The sequence below is a fragment of the Blautia sp. AF14-40 genome, assembly GCF_003479665.1.
Classification (GTDB): domain Bacteria; phylum Bacillota; class Clostridia; order Lachnospirales; family Lachnospiraceae; genus Fusicatenibacter; species Fusicatenibacter saccharivorans.
In genome coordinates this window covers 118627-139523 of record NZ_QUHK01000007.1, presented here as the reverse complement: position 1 = coordinate 139523, position 20897 = coordinate 118627, and the positions used below count along the sequence as shown (strand labels likewise).

Below are 20897 nucleotides of genomic sequence, written 5' to 3'. Positions count from 1 at the left end.
TCCACAACGTCTGATTATACCCCAAGACGCACGGGATTGCAACGGAAAGGGGACGCTCCTTTTAATAGTCGAACAGCGAAAACTGGTTGCTTTCGGGCAGATCTCCGAAGACACCGAGGTCCGCCATAAAGTCGATAATCGTCTTGCTGACCTTGGTGCGGTCGCGGAAATCATCTTTCGAGAGGAATTTTCCGTTTCGTGCCGCAAGGACAACGGCGTCGGCCGCCTTGTCGCCCAGACCCTCGATCGAGTCGAGCGCCGGCATCAGATGTTTGTCATCGTAGACCTGGAAGCGGTGCGCCTGTGCCTTATAGAGGTCCACCGGCACGAAATCGAAGCCGCGGGCGTACATTTCCTGGACAATCTTCATATCCTTGACGGTTGCCTGCTCCTTCTGAGTCAGCGTGTCTTTCCGTTTTTCGTAATCTTTCATATAATATTCCAGCCGGTCGCGTCCCATGCACATGAGCTCGTAGGAAAATGCGGACGCACGAATGGAGAAGTACGCCGCATAGTACGCCAGCGGATAGAAAATTTTATAGTAAGCGATGCGGTACGCCATCATGACGTACGCCGCCGCGTGGGCTTTCGGGAACATGTACTTGATCTTTTTACATGACCAGATGTACCAGTCCGGCACGTCATGTGCCTTCATCTCCTCTTCCCACTCCGGTTTTAAGCCCTTTCCTTTTCGCACACTCTCCATGATCGTAAAGGAAAGCTCACTTTCGAGTCCCTTGTCGATCAGGTAGATCATGATATCGTCCCGGGTACAGATGGCGGTGGAAATCGTCGCCTTGCCCTCCTCGATCAATGTCTGCGCATTGCCGAGCCATACGTCGGTTCCGTGCGACAGACCGGAGATACGGATCAGGTCAGAGAACGACTGCGGCTTCGTGTCCAGAAGCATCTGGATAACGAAATCGGTACCGAACTCCGGCACGCCAAGACATCCAAGCGGGCAGCCGCCGATGTCCTCCGGCTTGATGCCGAGCGCCTCGGTGCTCTTGAACAGCGACATGACCTCCGGGTTATCGAGCGGAATCGTCTGCGCATCAAGGTGCGTGATATCCTCGAGCATACGGATCATGGTCGGATCATCGTGTCCGAGAATGTCGAGCTTTAAGAGGTTGGCATCAATGGAGTGGTAATCGAAATGGGTCGTAATGATGTCGGTTGTCATATCGTTCGCCGGATGCTGCACCGGGGTGAAGGAGTTGATATCCTCACCGAACGGCAGAACGATGATACCGCCCGGGTGCTGGCCGGTGGTACGGCGGATGCCGGTGCATCCTTCCACGATCCGGTCGATCTCGCAGTTCCGTTTGTGCTGGCCGCGCTCTTCGTAATAGTTCTTCACGTAACCGAACGCTGTTTTATCCGCCAGCGTACCGATGGTTCCCGCACGGAACGTCTGACCGGCGCCGAAAATAACCTCTGTGTATTTGTGCGCCTTACTCTGGTAATCACCGGAGAAGTTCAGGTCGATATCCGGCTCTTTATTTCCCTTGAATCCAAGGAACGTCTCGAACGGGATATCAAATCCCGCTTTTTTCAGCGGCTTGCCGCAGTTCGGGCAGACGGCGTCCGGCATATCGCATCCGGCGCGGCCGACATACTCTTTGACGCGCGGCGAATCGAACTCGCTGTAATGACACGACTCGCAGTAGTAATGCGGGCTCAACGGGTTTACCTCCGTGATTCCCGCCATCGTCGCAACGAACGAGGAACCGACGGAACCACGCGATCCTACGAGGTAGCCGTCCTCGTTCGACTTCCACACTAGTTTCTGTGCGATGATGTACATAACGGCATATCCGTTGGAAATAATGGAGTTCAGCTCCCGTTCGAGGCGCGCGGAAACGATCTCCGGCAGCTCCTCGCCGTAGATTTCATGCGCGCGGTCGTAACAGATTCTCCGCAGTGTCTTGTCGGAATCCTCGATGACCGGCGGAAATTTTCCGGCACGGATCGGGGAGATTTTCTCGACAAGGTCGGAGATTTTGCGCGGATTGGTGATGACGACCTCCTCCGCTTTCTCACTTCCGAGATACGAAAACTCTTCAAGCATCTCCTCGGTAGTGCGCAGGAACAGCGGTGCCTGCTCATCCGCGTCGTCAAAACCTTTTCCGGTCATGATGATGCGGCGGTAGATCTCGTCCTGCGGATCCATGAAGTGGACGTCGCACGTTGCCACAACAGGCTTATGGAACTGCTCGCCGAGTTTAACAATGCGCCTGTTGATCTCCTTTAAATCCTCCTCGCTCTCTACGGCAGAAACGTCCTCTTTTTTGATCATGAACGCGTTGTTGCCGATCGGCTGGATTTCCAGATAATCGTAGAAGTCCACGAGACGCGCAATCGCCGCATCCGGTTCACCGCGCAGGATTGCCTGGTAGAGTTCGCCCGCCTCGCAGGCAGATCCGATCATCAGACCGTCCTGATATTTCAGGTAGACGCTCTTTGGCAGCTTCGGCCGGCGGTTGTAGTATTTCAGGTGGGATTCCGACACGAGGCGGTACAGATTGACACGTCCCGTCTCGTTCTTTGCCAGAATGATCGCATGGTACGATGGAAGCTTGCGCACAGCCTCCTCCGATACTTTTCCCTGCGCATTCAGGTCATCCAGAGTCAGAATATTGCGCTCCTCCAGCATTTTTACGAATTTCACGAAAATTTCCGCCGTACAGCCGGCATCGTCCACCGCACGGTGATGGTTTTCCAACGATACGCCGACCGCCTTCGCAACGGTATCCAGCTTGAAACGGTTCAGGCCCGGCAGCAGGAAACGCGCCATGGCGACGGTGTCCGCCGTTGTAAATTCCCGCTCGATCCCCTGCAGGACGCAGTTGTGCTCGATAAAGCTCATATCGAACGAAGCATTGTGGGCAACCATAACGGCTCCCTCACTGAACTCCAGGAATTTCGGCAGCACCGTTTCGATGTCCGGCGCGTCAAGAACCATGTTGTCGTTGATGCCGGTCAGGTTCTCAATCCGGAACGGGATCGGGACTTTCGGGTTGACGAAGGTGGAAAACTTATCGACAATCGCTCCGTTTTCCACACGGACGGCACCGATCTCAATGATTTTGTTGACAACCGGGGAAAATCCCGTCGTCTCGATATCAAACACAACGTAGCTTCCGTGGATGTCCTGTCCTTTGCTGTTGACAACGATATCTTTCAAGTCGTCGACGAGATAAGCCTCCATGCCGTAGATGACCTTGAACGGAGCCGAAACTTTTTTCAGCTCATCTTTTGTCGCATCCGGGTGCTCTGCCTGGTATTTTTTCCGGTAAGCGCCGTCGATCGCCTCGATCGCATGGTTTGCCTCCGGGAAGGACTGCACCACGCCGTGGTCAGTGATCGCGATCGCCGGATGGCCCCACTCGTAGGCACGCTGTACCAGACGGGCAGCATCGGTGACACCGTCCATATCGCTCATCTTTGTATGACAGTGCAGCTCCACACGCTTCACCGGACTCGTATCCTGACGGCCGGTACGGAAATCGGTGATCTTCTTGATGCCCCAGACAGACATAACCGTCAGATCGTGGTCAAATGCATCAACCGTCGTTTTTCCTTTTACTTTAATGAACGCGCCTTTTTTGATCGCATCCTTTAATTCCGGCACTTCCGCGTTCTGGACGAAAATCTTGACGCCGATGGTATCCGTAAAGTCGGTGATCGTGAACATGAAAATCGTACGCTCATTCCGGATCTCGCGCATATCCACACTCTGGACTCTTCCTCGGATGACAACATCACCGATCTCATCGCCGATTTTCAGAATCTCCACGCTCTCATCCTCGAAATCTCTTCCGTACAGCACATCCGGATTGGAGGATTTGCGCGGCTGATTGTCCGCATTCCGGCTGAAACTGCCCTTGCCTTTCTTGAAGGAACCGCGTCCGCCGCCGGAAAAACCTTTTCCCCTTCCGCCGTCTGCTGCTTTTTCTTTTTTCGCCTCGCCGCCCTTGGCTGCTGCGGCTGCTTTTGGCTGTTCGCCTGCTGCTTCCGCCTGCTCTTCCATCCGGTTCTGCTCTTTTTCGCCGAGCATCTCACCGTAATGGGTATGCGCCAGAACGTGGCGCACTTCCTCCCGGATGCGGAGCTCGGAATTTCTCATGGCGCGGCTCTCGCCCTCCGGCTTTCTCATCTCGGTTTCCACGATCAGGTCGAAGCCGCACCGCTCACAGAAGATTTTCTCGAGAATGTGGACCAGCTCCTCCTCGCGCTCCTTTGCCACAACGGAATCCACGAGCACCAGGTGCATTTTGTTCGTCTCCGGGAAGGTAATCTCGGCAGTCGAAAACAGATGATTCAGAAAGACACTGTGGTTTTTCAGCTCGAGCAGGATACTCGGACGGTACACCTCCAGAAAGTTTTCCGGCGTATACTGGCGCGACAGATAGAACCGCTCAATAATCTTCACGCGCAGCGGCACGTTGGAAAAGAGCTGCTCCTCGATCTGGCGCTCCAGCTGATAAATATATTTTTTGTGAATCCACTGATGGCTGACCACATAGATCCGCAGCAGATCTTTTTTCTTATTGATCGATACCCGCGAAACCTCCACGGTATCGAGAAGCTCTGCCATGCCCCCTTCGATTCTCAAATCCGGAAATACTTCCTGAAACTGTTTTTCCATTCCTATTCCTGCTTTCTTTTTTACTTGCCCCAGTGATCCAGCTCGTCCTTTAAGACGGACAGCAGCTCGCTCTCCGGTACTTTTTTCACGATTTCACCTTTTTTAATTAAAATGCCGACGCCTTTTCCGCCTGCAACACCAAGATCCGCCTCTTTTGCCTCGCCCGGTCCGTTGACCACGCAGCCCATGACGGCAACCTTGATATCAAGATCGTAGCCCTGCACCAGTGTTTCCACCTGGTTTGCCAGTCCGATCAGGTCAATCTGGGTCCGTCCGCAGGTCGGACACGATACGACCTCAATGCCGCCTTTTCGAAGTCCCAGGGTCTTTAAGATCCGTTTTGCGGATTTGATTTCCTCGAGCGGATCGCCGGTCAGGGAAACACGGATCGTATCTCCGATGCCCTGATATAAAATAATACCGAGCCCCACTGCCGATTTGATGTTGCCGGAATACAGCGTTCCTGCCTCCGTAATGCCGACATGAAGCGGATGATCCGTCTGGTTCGTGATCAGCTCATGCGCTTTTGCACACATCATCACATCAGACGATTTGATACTGATGACGAGATTGTCATAGCCCATCTCCTCAATGATCCGCACTTTGTCGAGCGCGCTCTCCACCAGGCCCTCTGCCGTTACGCCGTTGTATTTTTCCACCAGCTCTTTTTCGAGTGAACCGCTGTTGACGCCGACGCGGATCGGAATCTGGCGTTCTTTTGCTGCATCTACAACCGCCTGGATCCGGTCGCGGCTGCCGATGTTGCCCGGGTTGATGCGGATTTTATCGGCTCCGTTTTCGATCGCGGCGATCGCCAATCGATAGTCAAAATGAATATCTGCTACAAGCGGAATCGAGATCTGCTTTTTGATCTCGGACAGCGCCCTGGCTGCCTCCATGGTCGGGACGGCGCATCGGATAATGTCACATCCGGCTTCCGTGAGCGCCTGGATCTGCTTTACGGTTGCCTCCACATCTTCTGTTTTGGTATTCGTCATGGACTGGATCAGAATCGGATTTCCGCCTCCGATGACCCGGTCGCCGATTTTCACAACTCGTGTATTTGCTCTGCTCATTGTCTTTCCTCCATTTATTTTCTCCGTGATGGCATAAAAATCTTATTTTATTATAAGACAATTTTTTCTCTGGCACAACCGTCTTTTCTCTTGCAATTTTTTCCCAAATTTTCTATAATGCTAGGAGTGATTTTTTTTGATTCAACTGGAAAGGAAGACATACAAACGATGAAAAAGATGATCCTCGTAACCTCGCCGCCGGCGTGCGGAAAGACATACATTTCAAAACAGCTCGCCAAGGAGCTGAAACACGTTGTTTATCTCGACAAGGACACAGTCATTCCGCTGTCGAACCGCGTTTTCAAAGCGGGCGGACAGGAAATCAACCGCAGTTCTGATTTCTTCGAGGAGAATATCCGCGATTATGAATATGAAGTAACGGTCAATTTCGGACTGGAAGCACTCGAGTATGACGATATTGTGCTGATCAACGCACCATTCACACGCGAAGTGCATGATGAGAAGTTCCTGAAAAACTTCTCCAAAAAGCTCGCTGACCATGGGGCAAAGCTTGTTGTGATCTGGGTTGTCACAAAACCGGAGATCTGCCACCAGCGCATGATCGACCGCAACTCCGTGCGCGATACGTGGAAGCTGGAGCACTGGGATGAATATGTGAAAACGATCGACTACTCCATCCCGGAAGCACTGAAGAAAATGAGCAGCTGCCTCGATCTGATGCTGTTCTACAATTCTTCGGATGAAGAATATCAGAAATCCATGGAGATGGTTATCTCCCGTCTCGAAGACGAATAACGACTAAACGAAAAAAGAGAATTTTGCCGGACCTCATTTTTACAGTCTGCAAAATTCTCTTTTTATTTATAGAAACTATTTTCACATCCGATACAAAAGATAATCCGCCGCTGCCGCCCACAGCACCCAGGAAACGCAGAGAACTGCGAACACACTCTTATATCCGAGCACGGCAAAGTGGACGCGCCATTTTTCCTTCTGCGTGAATTTCTCCGGGTTTTTGCCTTTTACCATCAGCATTCCGGCGATCACGAACATGCCGAGGGCCGCGATCAGCAGCAGGCCGTCTTTCGCCGCCTCAAGGGCAGCGCGGAACGTGAATCCCCCAAAGAGGAATCCTCCCAGCAGCAGCACAGCTGCCGCAGCGCCGCCGGAGAGCAGGCCGATTGTAAATGCTTTGCCGAGATCACGGCAGATGTTCTTTATCTTTTCCATGTTTTATAATTCCTTATTTTCTTCTAACGCATCGCAGAAATGACATGCCACAAAGTGATTGTTGCCCACGTCTTTTAATTCCGGCATCTGCTGTCGGCAGATGTCTTTTGCGTACTTGCATCTTCCCTGGAATTTGCAGCCCGGCTTCGTGTTGATCGGGCTCGGCACCTCGCCTTCGAGGCGGATTTTTTTGCGGTCGCGCTCTGCCTCTACTTTCGGGTCCGGAATCGGAATCGCGGAGAGCAGTGCCTGTGTGTACGGGTGGCGCGGGTTGGCGTACAGCTCCTCGGATGTCGTCAGCTCGACGAGCGTTCCCAGATACAGAACCGCCACACGGTCGGAAATATGTTTAACCATCGACAGATCATGCGCAACGAAAAGATAGGTCAGACCCATCTTCTTCTGTAAGTCCACAAGCAGGTTGACGATCTGCGCCTGAATCGAAACGTCGAGTGCGGAGATCGGCTCATCGAGAACGATGAATTCCGGCTGCACGGCAAGCGCACGCGCGATACCGATTCGCTGGCGCTGTCCGCCGGAAAACTCGTGCACAAAACGGTTCGCATGCTCGCGGTTCAGTCCGACCAGCTCCAGATATTTGTAGATCATCTCCTGGCGCTCTTTCTTATTCTTTGCCAGATGGTGAATGTCGATGCCCTCGCCGATGATGTCGGCAACGGTCATACGCGGGTCGAGCGATCCATACGGATCCTGGAAGACCATCTGCACCTGTTTTTTGAAGGCAAACCGCTCTTTTCCGTTTAATGCATGGACATCGGTTCCCTTGTAGAGCACCTGTCCGTCGGTCTTGTCATACAGGCCGATGCAGGTACGGCCGCACGTTGTCTTTCCACATCCGGACTCGCCAACCATTCCAAGTGTCTCACCCTTGTAAATTTCGAAGGAGACATCATCCACGGCCTTTAAGGTCGCATGGTTTCCGACCTGAAAATATTTTTTCAGATGGGAAACGGAAAAAAGCACTTCTTTTTCGTTATTTTCCATTACAGTTCTCCTCCTTCCAGATCTGGCATTTCTACTTTTGGTGCCATCGGGTGATGGAGCCAGCAGGCAGCCTTATGCTCGCCGCCGAATTCCGTTGCCTCCGGCATCTCTTCCTTACAGATCGGCATACAGTAGCTGCACCGCGTGCAGAACGGACATCCGACCGGCGGGTTTAAAAGATCCGGCGGAGTTCCCGGAATTGTCGCGAGTTCCTGCTTGTTTTTCAGATCCAGACGCGGTACGGAACGGATCAGCGCCCAGGTATACGGGTGACGCGGACGATAGAAAATATCCTCACACGTTCCGCTTTCCACGATAATACCGGAATACATAACAGCAATCTTCTGTGCGATATTTGCCACAACACCGAGATCATGTGTGATCATGATGACGGACGTCTGATTTTTCTTTTGCAGATTTTTGATAATATCGAGAATCTGTCCCTGAATTGTCACATCGAGCGCGGTCGTCGGCTCGTCACAGATCAGAATTTTCGGATCACAGGCAAATGCAATCGCGATCATAACACGCTGACGCATACCGCCGGAAAATTCGTGCGGATACTGTCTGACACGTTTTTCCGGCTCCGGGATGCCGACCATGCGCAGCATCTCGACAGCCTCCTTTGCCGCTTCCTGTTTTGTCATGTTTTTATGGCCCATCAGATTTTCCATAATCTGTTTTCCGACACGCATCGTCGGATTTAAGGAAGCCAGCGCATCCTGGAAAATGATTGCACACTCGCCGCCTTTGTAATGCTGCCACTGTTTTTTGTTGTATTTCAGAATATTCTCTCCATGATAGAGAATTTCACTGTTCTCTTTAATCTCACCCTGCGGGGCCTTGATGAGGCCCATGATGGATTTCGCCGTTACAGATTTTCCGCAGCCGGATTCGCCCACAATTGCGAGCGCCTGACCTTTCTCGAGAGAAAACTGTACACCGCGGACTGCCTTTACTTCACCGGCATAGGTGTGATAAGAGACTCTTAAGTTTTTTACTTCCAGAATCGGATTGTTTTGTTCGTTCATATCGTTATCTCCCACTTATTACTGGCGAAGTCTCGGATCCAGGGCATCGCGCAGGCCGTCTCCCAGAAGGTTGAATGCCATAACGATGATACAGAGCACGAGACATGGGAACAGAAGCTGTGACGGATAGAAATCCATGTTCTGCTGTCCCATCGAAATCAGGACACCAAGGCTGATCGATGGTGCCTTGAGGCCGATGCCGAGGAAGCTAAGACCTGCCTCCGTAAAAATAAACATCGGGATTGCCGTCGCCGTATCCAGAATCAGGATACCCAGCATATTCGGTACATAGTGTTTTAAGATGATGCGGAGCGGTTTTGCACCGAGCACCTCCGCCGCGTAAACGTATTCCGTCTCACGGAGCTGTTTGATCATACCGCGCACCTGACGTGCCGTGTTACACCATGCGGTGACACTAAGCGCGACCAGAAGTGCAAACAGGTTATTTCCAAGAATCATCATGATCAGAATCGTAAGAAGCAGAGACGGAATCGAGTTGATAACCTCGATGATCCGCATCAGAACCTCATCGACCCAGCCGCCGAAATGTGCCATCAGCGCGCCATATACCGTTCCGATGATGAGTTTGATTGCCGTTGCAACGATCGCGATGATCAGTGATGCCCGCGCGCCGACCCAGACTCTTGAGAAGAGGTCACGTCCCAGGTTGTCGGTTCCAAACCAGTATTTTGACGATACGCCCTGGTTTTTCTCGGCGATATTCATGGATACATAATCATATCCTTTGATATGCGGTCCGATGATGACCATGACAAGCAGAATGCCGAGCACAACAAGAGATCCCATTGCGATCGGATTTTTGCGGAGCCGTCTCCAGGCGTCCTGCCAGTAGGAAATGGTCGGGCGGTCAATCCGGTTCGCATCTTCCTCGGTGTATCCTATTACTTTAAATTTTTCCGGTGTTAATGCTGCCATAATATCCTCCTTATCTGCTCTTTCCTGTCAGACTGATTCTCGGGTCAACGACCACGTACAGCAGGTCCGTGATAAAGAGAACACCGATGTAAAGTGCTGCGATAATAACCGTCTCTCCCATGATAATGGAAAGATCCTGGTTATTGACCGCCGTCACATAATACTGTCCGATTCCCGGGATGGAAAAGATGCTCTCGATGAAGAAGGAGCCTGTGATACACATGGCAACCGACATCGGAAGCTGTGTGATAACCGGGATAAACGAGTTCCGAAGGATATGGCGGCGGATAATCTGTCCGCGGCTTAAGCCCTTCGATTCAGCAGTCAGCACGTAATCCTGATTGATCACATCGAGCATCGAGGTTTTCAGCAGACGCGCATACGTTGCAATATAAGAAAAGCATCCTGTCAGGGTCGGAAGAATCGTGTATTCCCATCCTCCGAACCACAGATCCTTTCCCGCAGGCCAGCCGATCGTCGGCAGAACCTTCAGGTTACCTGCGAAAATTTTCTGAAGCATCAGACCAAAGATCAGGTTCGGAATGGAAATCAAGAGGACCGACAGGGCGATCACCATATAGTCCCAGAAGCTTCCCCTCCTCATTGCCGCAAGAATTCCAAGCAGCAGACCGATCGTGATACCGACCAGCACCTGCTGGATACCAAGGCGGGCGGATACCGGAAGACGGTCATGAATCAGCTTCTGTACCGTCTGTCCCGCATAGACAACAGATTCCCCGAACTCTCCCTTGCAGATTCCCTTCATTGTGATCACATAGCGCTCCATCATCGGCTTGTCGAGGCCGTAGCGCTTATAGAGGTTTTCCTTTACGGTCGGCGAGAGCTTGCTCGCACGCTCCGTCAGCGGATCTCCCGGAACCGCTTCCAGAAGGAAAAACGTGGCCGTTGCAATCAGAAACAGTGTGATCAGCATTTCTGCAAAACGGCGCAGTAAATATTTTGGCATAAAAATCCTCTCCCTGTCCGGTCTTTTCCGACCGGAATTTTTATTATGATAGCGAAAGAAGAGCCTATTGTTTCATAAGCCCTTCTTCCCTCATTTCTTCTGTTTTGCTGCTTTTTTATTTCTGTACAGATGCTCTGTAAAGCTCCTGGCTTGCGCCGAAGGAGGATGTGTAGAAATCTTTTACCCAGTTCTGATAATAGTAATGTTTATCAGAGTAGTACAGCGGTGCAACACCACAATCCTGTGCAACCAGCAGATCTTCCAGCTTCTGGTAAATCTCAAGGCGTTTTGCGTTGTCGTTCTCTCCGGTCAGAGAATCGATCAGGCTGTCGTACTCGCTGTTGCTATAGAGGCCGTAGGAATCATAAACGCCTGTCTTCATGACGTTCAGGAAATCCAGCGGATCGTTGTAATCGCTGAACCATCCGCCTACAAAGATATCGTAGTTCTTGTTATCGCGCTCGTTTGCAAACATCTGGTAATCGCCAACGGTGTTCAGCTCTACCTTTACGCCCAGATTCTGGGAAATGGACTGCTGCAGGTACTCTCTCTCGAGCTGATTCTCGGTAGCAGAACCCTGGGACAGCAGTGTAATGGTGATGTCTTCCGGTTTGTCGGTGATACCAAGCTCATCAAGGCCTTTCTGGAACAGTGCTTTTAACTTGTCTGCATCTCCTGCATACTGCTCATATTCCTCTTTCATGGTCTCCGACGCCTGCTTGCGGTAGGAAGTTCCGTCGAGCGTGATCGCCGGGGAAACGAAGCCGTAAGCTGCGGTGTATCTTCCGTAAACAGCTGATACCATCTCCTCACGGTTGATGGAGTAGGAAATTGCCTTGCGGATGTTTACGTTTTTCATCAGACCGGATTTTCCGCCCTCAGACTGCTCGTAGCACAGAACCATAGTTCCCGGGTACTCGGTGGTCATGGTCTGCATATTGCCTGCTTCTACTTCTTTGTCATATTTTGCAATGTAATCGCCTGCTGCATCGAAAACGTCCAGCTGTCCGTTATCGAACATGGTTGCTGCTGTTGCGTTCTCTGCTACACAGTACCAGTTTACCTGATTCAGTTTTACGTTGTCCTTATCCCAGTACTGGTCATTCTTCACCCATGTCATGGAGTTATCTTCTACCAGGTTTGTCATGGCAAACGGTCCGTTGTAGACACATTTTGTCCAGTCTTTTCCCCACTGGTCTCCGGCTGCCTCTGCGACATCCTGACGGGTCGGGTAAAGCGGAGTTGCTACCAGCTTGGACTGGAAGGTCGGATCCGCTACCTTTAAGGTAACCTCGAAGGTGTAATCGTCAACTGCTTTGATTCCGATCTCATCGGCAGAACCCTGTCCGTTATAATACTCCTCTGCTCCTACTACGTTGAACAGGAAGAAAGAATAGGAATATCCGTATTCCGGATTTAACAGACGTTTCCAGCCGTACTCATAATCTGCTGCGGTAACCGGCTGTCCGTCGGACCATTTTGCATCCTTTCTCAGATGGAAGGTATAAACCAGTCCGTCATCGGATACGTCCATGGATTCTGCACCGGCATACTCGAAACGGTCTCCGTTTTCATCTGCCACGTCACGCATCAGTCCTTCATAGCACTCCGCCATCATCCAGCGCCATCCCATATCCTGCACATCGAAATTGTTTCCAAAGGATACCGCGCGAAGATTGATCTGTCCGTCCACTTCACCTGCAGTCTCCGGTGCTGCTGAATCCGCTGCTCCAGTACTGGTTGATGCCGCTGTAGCATTGTCAGCAGTTGCTACCTGTGCCTCTCCGCTGCTTCCGCATCCGGCCAGAAGACCGGCTGCCATGCATCCTGCCAAAAGCAGAGAAACGACTTTGTTTCTTTTTCTCATTGGTGTTCCTCCTTTGTTTTCCGCAGACCCTCCCCGGCTGATCCGGCTATGTCTGCACACGGGCCATTGTTTTTCATATAATTATCCTGAATTTTTTCTCTTATTCGGACAATAGCACGAAATAATACCTTGTTTTTTCAATCTTTTCACGTGATTTTAGCCCAACTTTTATCAGAATATCGAAAAATATCTTTTTTGTCAATCTTTTTTCCTACACATTTTGTATTTTTTAAGTGCGCAACAATTCGGTATCAAAAGGAAAAGAAGGAGGCTGCCGTCGCACACAGCATTCTCCTTCTTCTTTTTCTTTCTTTTTCTTGCTTTTTCTTGCTTCTTCTTTTTCTTTGCTTTTTCTCTTTTATTCCGCTTTTGCATCCATCTGCCGCAGGCTGTGGATCAGCTCCTCACAGATCTCCAGCTCGCTCTTTCCGTCCGTCTCGATGATAATGTCGGCTGCGGCCTCATATTTCTCACGGCGCTTGCTCATCAGATCTGCGATAAACGGAACGGTTTTGTTGTTCTCGATCAGCGGTCTGTCGTGGCTGTCTTTGACACGGTCTAAAATCGTCTCCGGCTTTGCAGTCAGAAGAACAACGCGGCCGTTCTTTTTCATCTCCGCAACGTTGCACTCACGCATCGGAGTTCCGCCGCCGCACGAAATGACAACGTTTGTTCTCGACTGCATTTCAATCAGAAGATTCGTCTCGCAGTCACGGAAATACTGTTCGCCGTAAGTCTCAAAAATATCGGAGATGCTCATACCGGCACGCTCTGCGATGATCTGATCCATCTCGATGATATCCATGGCAAACACGGTTTTGAGATAATCGGAAATGGTACTCTTTCCGGCTCCCATGAAGCCAATCAGTACAATATTATAATTGAACAGCTTTCTTGCCTGAATCTTTTTACTGTTTCTTGTGATGCTCTCGAAAACATCCGCCACTTCGTTTTTATGGCGTTTTTCCTGCATCCGGCGTTCCAGCCATTCCTTCTGTTTTGCTTCCTGCTCCGGCTGGAGAATCGGCACGTTATTTGCTTCTTTATATACCATAATGTCCTCGACAATACGGTTTCTCATCAGCAGTGCATCCAGAATAATCTCATCGCACTGTCCAAGGCTCTCTCGTAATACTTCCAACTGATTCATGATATTTATCCTTTCCAGACTTGTGTGTACTTGTTCGCACAGCCCTCTTCCGGTATTTTTGTCGTATTTTTTGACATTTTCTGTTATTATAGCAGTTGTCCTCCGGAATCACAACAAAAATTTGCACAAAAGTGCGAAAAGCCCATGGAATCTTTTCAGAAATCCATGGGTTTTGGTATATTTTTATTTAAGATCGTCTTTCGAATCCGCATGATACCTGTTCTCCCGGGCATCTTCTGTGGATAACTTTTCATCAGAGTTCAGAAAACTCAGCTCTGCCCCCCCCCCGATTTCAGATTCTTTTTCAGCTTTTCAATCTGAATCGAAGTCTGTTTTTCTTCGGATATGGTGTTCAGCTCCTCGCAGATGGCATCTTTGATATCGAGCAGACACTCGAGCATCAGCGGGCTGAAGGTACCGCACTCGCCGTTCAGGATCATCTCGATGGCTTTCTCGTGCGTGTATGCCGGTTTGTAGACACGCTCGCTTGTCAGCGCATCGTAAACATCGGCAATCGATACAACCTGGGCTGCAATCGGGATCTCCTCACCTTTTAAGCCGTCCGGGTAACCCTTTCCGTCGTACCGCTCATGATGCCAGCGACAGATCTGGTACGCAATCTGTACCAGCTTCTCGTCCTGATACAGTTCCAGGCTCTTCAGCATGGACGCTCCGATCAGGGTATGTTTCTTCATCTCCTCGAACTCTTCTTTCGTCAGCCTTCCCGGCTTATTTAAAATGTTCTCGTCAATGCCCAGCTTTCCGATATCGTGCAGCGCGGATGCCGTTGTGATCATCAGCTGATCGGACCAGCTTAAGTGGTAGCGGTCTGTCTTCTGTACCAGACGCTCGAGGAGCATACTGGTCAGAACGTTGATGTGGTGGACATGAAGTCCGCTCTCGCCATTCCGGAATTCCATGATATGGCTCAGGATACTGATCATCATCTGATTGTTTTTCTCTTTTTCGTAAATCTGCTCGGTGACGAGCGTCACGAGACGGCGCTGTTTTGCATATAATTTGATCGTGTTGAAGACACGCTGGTAAACAACTTTTGCATCAAACGGACGACTGATATAATCGGATACGCCCTGCTCATACGCACGGCGCACAAATGCGGTGGAATCCTCGCTCGATATCATGATGACCGGAACCTCTTCGATCCAGTGGTTGCGGTTCATGTAGTCAAGCACTCCGAAACCGTCCATGCCCGGCATGACGATATCCAGAAGGATCAGCGCAAGGCCTGTTCCGTATTCTTCCAGCAGACGCAGGCACTCTTCGCCGGTGGAAGCCTCGATGATATCGTATTCATCCTGCAGAATCTCCGAGAGGATGATACGGTTCATCTCGGAATCATCCACGATCAGGATGCGCTGTTTTTCTCTGCGGTTTTCCTGACGGACAACATCGTCCTGACAACCCAGGATCTGGTCTTTCTCGGTGACAACCATGTTTTTCCGTTGTTTCGCAAGATACATCAGCTGGTCGGCACGCATCGCAGCTTCGCCGATCGTCTCATCTCTTGTCAGAACACCTCCTACGCTGACGGAAAGACGCATCTTCGAGTAGCCCGGCACCTGTGCCTCATGGATCTGTGACTGAATCTGTTTTAATTTCTGTACAAAGTTTTCCTCATCCATCTCCGGCAGAACCAGCAGAAATTCGTCTCCTCCTAAGCGGATCAGACGGTCGGTACGTCGGGTGCAGCGGTTGACGGTCTTTACAATGGTGTCAAGCGCCATATCTCCGGCATTGTGGCCGTATGTATCGTTGTATAATTTGAAATCATCGAGATCGATCATGGCTACGCCGCAGCAAAAGCTGGCGTCCCGGATCTGGTCTTCGAAGTAGCGGCGGTTGAATACTCCGGTCAGCGCGTCACGATACAGCTCTTCGCTGTAGCTGTTCAGCTTGCTTACCAGATTCTGGCGTCCTTCGGAGTCCATCAGTGTTTCATCGTCGAGACGGTTGATCATCTCGATCACGCATGGTTCTCCTTCGATCTCCACGTATCTTGCAATGACCTGATACACATTCGACGCAATGCATTCCAGTTTTGATTTCTGCGATTTCTCCCGCAGGGCTTTTTCGGAAATACAGTTAAGGCACGGCATCGCTTTGTTCCATACTGCGTAGCATTCACACAGCTTGCCATTCTCTTCATCGATAATAAAATCTCCGATCTCATCCGGACGGAGAACCCGCACATACATGAAAATATTCTTCAGATGTTCCACCAGACGTTCTGCCTGTTTCTGTGTCATCTGAACATCCTTAGAAGGCTCTTTCTTATTTATTTTTTCACATTCCGGCAATTCGGTCTGATTCATCTGTTTCCCTCTCTTCTCCCCGGTACACACAAAACTTCATTACCCCTTTGTGTGCTTCCGCGTTTTGCTACATTTTCCCATTTTAATTACAGTTATACATAATAGTGTAACGATTGTTTCCCGTTTCGTCAAGAAAAAAGTGTACAAAAACCGTCCTGTAATGGAAATTTATTCAAAAAAACCGACCGGTTTTACGCGGTCGGTTTTTTCTTCTTATCATGGAAGACACGGCTGTATAACTGCGGATAGATGTTGCTGCAGGAGAGCGCCGGTCCTTCAATATAGCGGTAATGATCGAAATCGTAAACACCGTAATCCGGCTCGGAGTTATCCAGCCAGAAAGCATTGATGCCGTAATCGTAGTAGTTCTTCTTGCATACGTCCCAGACATATTTTCTTGTCTCCGGATTGAACACGTCGATCTCAACGCAGTCACCCTGGAAATCGTATGTCTACTTTTTCGCGCAGACTATCCCTGTATGTTTTTCATTTTATTAGATTTTTTTGTCTGTTTCTTGAAGTTTTTATCCGATTTCTAACACTATTTTGATCTTTTTACCAAATTTGCGGAATGGGCTTTATTTTTAACTGCACAAATTCCATTTCTTATGATAGAATATTTACGAAAAAATAAAGTATCTGATTCACTATACTTTGATTCACAATAAAATGAGGGAGTAATCCATGATTCAAACGAAAGATTCGAACTTAACCTTCCGCCCGCTGACCATCGACGACGCAGAGCAGTACAATGCACTTCTGCGCTACGCCTTTCAGGTTACAGAGCAGGAGCTTTCCGAAAGCGGATGGAAAGACGATGAAATCAAGCAGTCCAAATTCCCGGTTCTCGTCCGTGCCGATGTGCTCGGCTGTTTCTGCGAGGAGGATCTGGTATCACAGTTCGCGGTTTATCCGCTGGACATGAATATCTACGGTGTCCGCTATCCCGTCGGTTTTGTCACCAGCGTCTGCACCTACCCGGAATACACCGGCCAGGGCATCATGAAAAAGCTGATGATCCGGAGTCTCACGCGCATGCGGGAAAACCACCGTTCCTTTGCGCTTCTCTATCCCTACTCTATTCCGCTCTACCGGAATCTCGGATGGGAAATCATTTCCAATAAGATGACGTACACCATCAAGGACACGCAGGTGCCGCGGAAACTCAAAGCCCCTGGCTATGTGCGCCGCGTGGCATGGGATGACAAGGATTTTAAGGAACTACATACCAAATTTGCTTCGAAGACGCACGGCTGCCTCTACCGCAACAATCTGGCGTGGGAAGAATATTTCCGCTGGGATGAGGATGATACCGTCGTTGCGATCTACTATTCCGCTGATGATGTGCCGTACGGCTACATGGTCTATCTGATCAGCTCCGATATCATGCATATCAAAGAGATGATCTATCTGAACCGTGAGGCGCAGCTGGGACTCTGGGAGTATATTCATGCACACGATTCCATGATCGATGAGGTCAAAGGAAATAACTACTACAGTGAACCCATCGCGTTCGAGCTTGAGGACAGCGATATCAAAGAAACGATTCGCCCGTACTCGATGGGGCGTATCATCGATGTCGTGCAGTTTATGGAACATTACGCCTGCGACCCGGACGAGCCGGATGTGTGTATCCGTTTTGAGATCGAGGATGAGCTGCTTCCGTGGAACAATGACAGCTTCACATTCTTCTTTGAAAAAGGACACTGTGTGCCGACCGACCGCGAGCCGGACCATGTGATGAAAATGACGATCGCATCGCTCACGACACTGCTGCTCGGCTACAAGACGGCTTCCAAGCTGTATGAGATGGCGCGCATCGAAACAACGCCGCAGACTGTGGAATGCCTGGACGACCTGCTCTTCCACCATATTCCATATGTTTCGGACTATATTTAATTTATTTTACGCATTGCAAAAGAGGGACTCCCGTGAAAGGAATCCCTCTTTTTCTATGTAACATTTTTTAGTTTTCTTCCAGTTTAATTTTCTCCTGCAGCACAACGCAGCCTGCCATATCGCCGATGACGTTGACGCATGTGGCACCCATGTCACACAGTGTGTTGATACTGATGTAAACACCCATGACGCCGGCCGGAAGGCCTGCCATCGTGGCGAGTGCCGCGAATGATGCGATCGCGCCGCCCGGGATACCCGGTGTTCCGACAGAAAGCAGGACGTTGGCAAGCAGAATGATCACCATCATCGAAATGCTGACGTTGATGCCGCAGGCATTTGCGAAGAACATGATCATAAACGACATCAGGATCGATACCGCATCCATGTTGACGGTGGCACCGAGCGGGATTGCGATACTGCTGATCTGGTTCGAAACGCCGAGTTCTTTCTCGACACAGCGCTTGCTGATTGGGATCGTCGCGGAACTGGAACATGTTCCGAATGCATTCAGGGCTGCCGGCATGATCGCCTTAAAGAACTTGACCGGACTCGTCTTTCCGATGAGTTTTACAGCGCCGCCGTAGACGACGATCGCAAATCCATAGAATGCCACATACAGAATGATGAGCTGGGTTGCCAGGGAAACGATGGTTTTGGTTCCGTTTGCCTCGACAACCGGCACGATCGTACAGAAGACACCGATCGGGGTGAAGTACATAACAGTGCTGATGACTTTTAAACAGACCTCATTCAGGGAGTCGATCACGTTTAAGAGCGGCTGTCCCTTCTCTCCGACCGCAATCAGCGTAAAGCCGACAACGACAGCGAACACGAGTACCTGGAGCATGTTGCCCTCCGCAAATGCTTTCACCGGGTTGGACGGGATCAGGTTTTTGATCGTGTCGAGGATGCTGGTCATCTCGGTCGCCTGGATATCGGAAGTTGCCATCTCAAAATGGACTCCCTTTCCGAGGCGGATCAGTCTTGGAATGATAATGCCGACTGCACTTGCAATCGCGGTGGTGCACAGGAAGAAAATCATCGAGTAGCCGGTGATCTTACCTGTCGTTTTTGCATTTCCGATGCTGCAGATGCCCATGACAATTGAGCAGAATACCATCGGGAAAATCATCATATTCAAGGCGTTCATGTAGATGCCGCCGATGACGCCGGTTACGGTCAGAATCGGCGTAAAGCGGTCCGCCAGAAGAAGTCCGGTTAAGATACCGAGAATCAGTCCGGTAAAGATCGCACCTGTAATATGCTTCTGATACCATGCATAAAACTTTTTCATATGTTCTCTCTTCTCTCCTTTTTCACAGAGTAAGAGGCAGGTGTCCCTGTATCTTCTACCTGCCTCTTCGCATACGGCCATCTTATCACACAACCGCGGATAATTCCACCTAAAAATGGATTTATCCGCGGTTTTTCTGGCTTTTTGTCTTTTTTCTCTTTTTATACGGCTGCTGCCCGGCTGTGGACTTTCTTCCGCACAATCAGATAGCAGATCACCTGCATGATAATCGTGATGATCCACGATCCCGGATACGAAATGAACAGCACATACAGCGAGCGGTGCTGCGGGAAAATGCCGAAGATCCACACGATTCGCGTTCCGACCGTTCCGATGACGGACAGAATCATCGGCACCGCCGAGCATCCCATACCGCGCAGGGCTCCCGGGAAGAGGTCCATGATGCCGCAGAGGAAATACGGAACCGTCGTGATCGACAGAATTTCCATACCGCAGCGGATAACCTCCGGGTCCCCGGTGTAAATCTGCAGGATTTCCGTACCGAACAGATACGCGCCGCCACCCATCACCAGTGCGATGCCGCTGGAGAGAATCAGGCAGTCGATCAGCACCTTATCCATTCGTTTGTATTTTCCGACACCGTAGTTCTGGCTTGTGAAGCTCATGCACGCCTGGGTGACGGAGTTGACTGAGGTGTATAAAAATCCCAGCACATTGTTGGACGCCGTGTAGCCTGCCATTGCAATCGAACCGAAGGAATTGACGGATGACTGCAGCAGCACGTTCGAGAAGTTGATAACGGTACTCTGAATACCCGCCGGGATGCCGACCTGGAAAATCGGGATGATGTAATCCTTTTTCATGCACAGCTTCGAGAACCGGAGCTGATAACTTCCCTCGCTCTTATAGAGGCACCGCAGAACCAGCACGCAGGAGATCGCCTGCGAAACCACCGTTGCAATCGCCACACCTGCCACGCCGAGACTGAACACGATCACGAGGAACATATTCAGACCAGCGTTGATCACACCCGATACAATCAGGAAATACAGCGGCCGCTTCGTGTCGCCGACGGCACGCAGAATCGCCGCACCGTAGTTGTACAGCATGAAAAACGGCATTCCCATAAAGTAAATTCTCATATACAATGCCGACTGATCAATGACATCCGCCGGTGTATCCATCAGCTCCAGCGCGCCTTTTGCAAAAAATACGCCCACAAACGCCATCACAACGCCGCTGATCAGCGCCAGCATGATCGATGTATGTACCGTTTCCGACATCTCCCGGTCGCGCCCCGCTGCATAATACCGCGCCGCAAGCACATTCGCACCGAGCGAGATTCCCATAAACAGATTGATGAACACGTTGATGAGTGCCGTTGTCGATCCGACAGCCGCAAGCGCCTGGCTTCCGCTGAACCGTCCGACGACGATGATATCCACCGCGTTGAACATCAGCTGCAGAATGCCGGACACCATCAGCGGCAGCGAAAAGGAAATCAGCTTGTCCATAATCGTGCCGTTGCACATGTCG

14 protein-coding genes and 1 pseudogene are annotated in these 20897 nt (G+C 50.5%); 2 read left to right on the top strand and 13 right to left on the bottom strand.

The annotated features are described in order from the left end of the window. Positions 1-61: 61 nt before the first annotated feature. Positions 62-4651: a PolC-type DNA polymerase III gene (locus DWW13_RS07655; protein ID WP_022462662.1), complete on the bottom strand. Its 4590-nt coding sequence runs from the start codon at positions 4649-4651 to the stop codon at positions 62-64. A gap of 20 nt (positions 4652-4671) precedes the next feature. Further along, on the bottom strand, positions 4672-5727 hold the full coding sequence (ispG, locus tag DWW13_RS07650; protein WP_117509872.1) for a flavodoxin-dependent (E)-4-hydroxy-3-methylbut-2-enyl-diphosphate synthase: 1056 nt from the start codon (positions 5725-5727) through the stop codon (positions 4672-4674). A 168-nt stretch (positions 5728-5895) separates the two neighbouring features. Between ispG and DWW13_RS07645 the strand changes: the two genes are divergently transcribed. Further along, positions 5896-6483 carry an AAA family ATPase gene (locus tag DWW13_RS07645; RefSeq protein ID WP_117802383.1) on the top strand — a complete coding sequence of 196 codons (588 nt, stop codon included), beginning with the start codon at positions 5896-5898 and terminating at the stop codon, positions 6481-6483. 81 nt (positions 6484-6564) lie between these two features. On the opposite strand, the gene DWW13_RS07640 is transcribed toward DWW13_RS07645, so the two are convergent. From DWW13_RS07640 to DWW13_RS07600, 9 genes and pseudogenes are all read right to left on the bottom strand, one after another. After that, entirely contained in the window at positions 6565-6918 is a 354-nt protein-coding gene (locus tag DWW13_RS07640; protein WP_055219923.1) for a hypothetical protein, read from the bottom strand. Between the two features lie 3 nt (positions 6919-6921). After that, the gene (locus DWW13_RS07635; protein ID WP_022462666.1) at positions 6922-7923 is read right to left on the bottom strand and encodes an ABC transporter ATP-binding protein; all 1002 of its coding nucleotides are present in this window, start codon (positions 7921-7923) and stop codon (positions 6922-6924) included. Next, entirely contained in the window at positions 7923-8954 is a 1032-nt protein-coding gene (locus DWW13_RS07630; protein ID WP_118719756.1) for an ABC transporter ATP-binding protein, read from the bottom strand. The genes DWW13_RS07635 and DWW13_RS07630 overlap by 1 nt, the downstream gene beginning before the upstream one ends. Positions 8955-8972: 18 nt before the next feature. After that, the gene (locus DWW13_RS07625; protein ID WP_022462668.1) at positions 8973-9890 is read right to left on the bottom strand and encodes an ABC transporter permease; all 918 of its coding nucleotides are present in this window, start codon (positions 9888-9890) and stop codon (positions 8973-8975) included. A gap of 10 nt (positions 9891-9900) precedes the next feature. After that, a complete protein-coding gene (locus DWW13_RS07620) occupies positions 9901-10857 on the bottom strand; it encodes an ABC transporter permease (RefSeq protein WP_022462669.1) in 957 nt (318 codons plus the stop codon). 115 nt (positions 10858-10972) lie between these two features. Further along, positions 10973-12724 (bottom strand): peptide ABC transporter substrate-binding protein, encoded by a 1752-nt coding sequence (locus DWW13_RS07615; RefSeq protein ID WP_117802379.1) that lies wholly within the window; start codon positions 12722-12724, stop codon positions 10973-10975. A gap of 358 nt (positions 12725-13082) precedes the next feature. Beyond that, positions 13083-13874 (bottom strand): shikimate kinase, encoded by a 792-nt coding sequence (locus DWW13_RS07610; RefSeq protein ID WP_117761637.1) that lies wholly within the window; start codon positions 13872-13874, stop codon positions 13083-13085. A 269-nt stretch (positions 13875-14143) separates the two neighbouring features. Next, on the bottom strand, positions 14144-16207 hold the full coding sequence (locus DWW13_RS07605) for a diguanylate cyclase (RefSeq protein ID WP_330425596.1): 2064 nt from the start codon (positions 16205-16207) through the stop codon (positions 14144-14146). A 191-nt stretch (positions 16208-16398) separates the two neighbouring features. Beyond that, a pseudogene (locus DWW13_RS07600) lies at positions 16399-16635 on the bottom strand (TIM-barrel domain-containing protein); the annotation flags it as partial. 256 nt (positions 16636-16891) lie between these two features. On the opposite strand from DWW13_RS07600, the gene DWW13_RS07595 reads away from it, so the two are divergent. Then, entirely contained in the window at positions 16892-18106 is a 1215-nt protein-coding gene (locus tag DWW13_RS07595) for a GNAT family N-acetyltransferase (protein ID WP_022462381.1), read from the top strand. A 67-nt stretch (positions 18107-18173) separates the two neighbouring features. Here DWW13_RS07595 and DWW13_RS07590 read toward each other — a convergent pair whose 3' ends face one another. Beyond that, entirely contained in the window at positions 18174-19400 is a 1227-nt protein-coding gene (locus tag DWW13_RS07590) for a dicarboxylate/amino acid:cation symporter (RefSeq protein ID WP_055219933.1), read from the bottom strand. Between the two features lie 161 nt (positions 19401-19561). After that, a complete protein-coding gene (locus tag DWW13_RS07585; RefSeq protein ID WP_118719772.1) occupies positions 19562-20893 on the bottom strand; it encodes an MATE family efflux transporter in 1332 nt (443 codons plus the stop codon). Positions 20894-20897 lie beyond the last annotated feature (4 nt).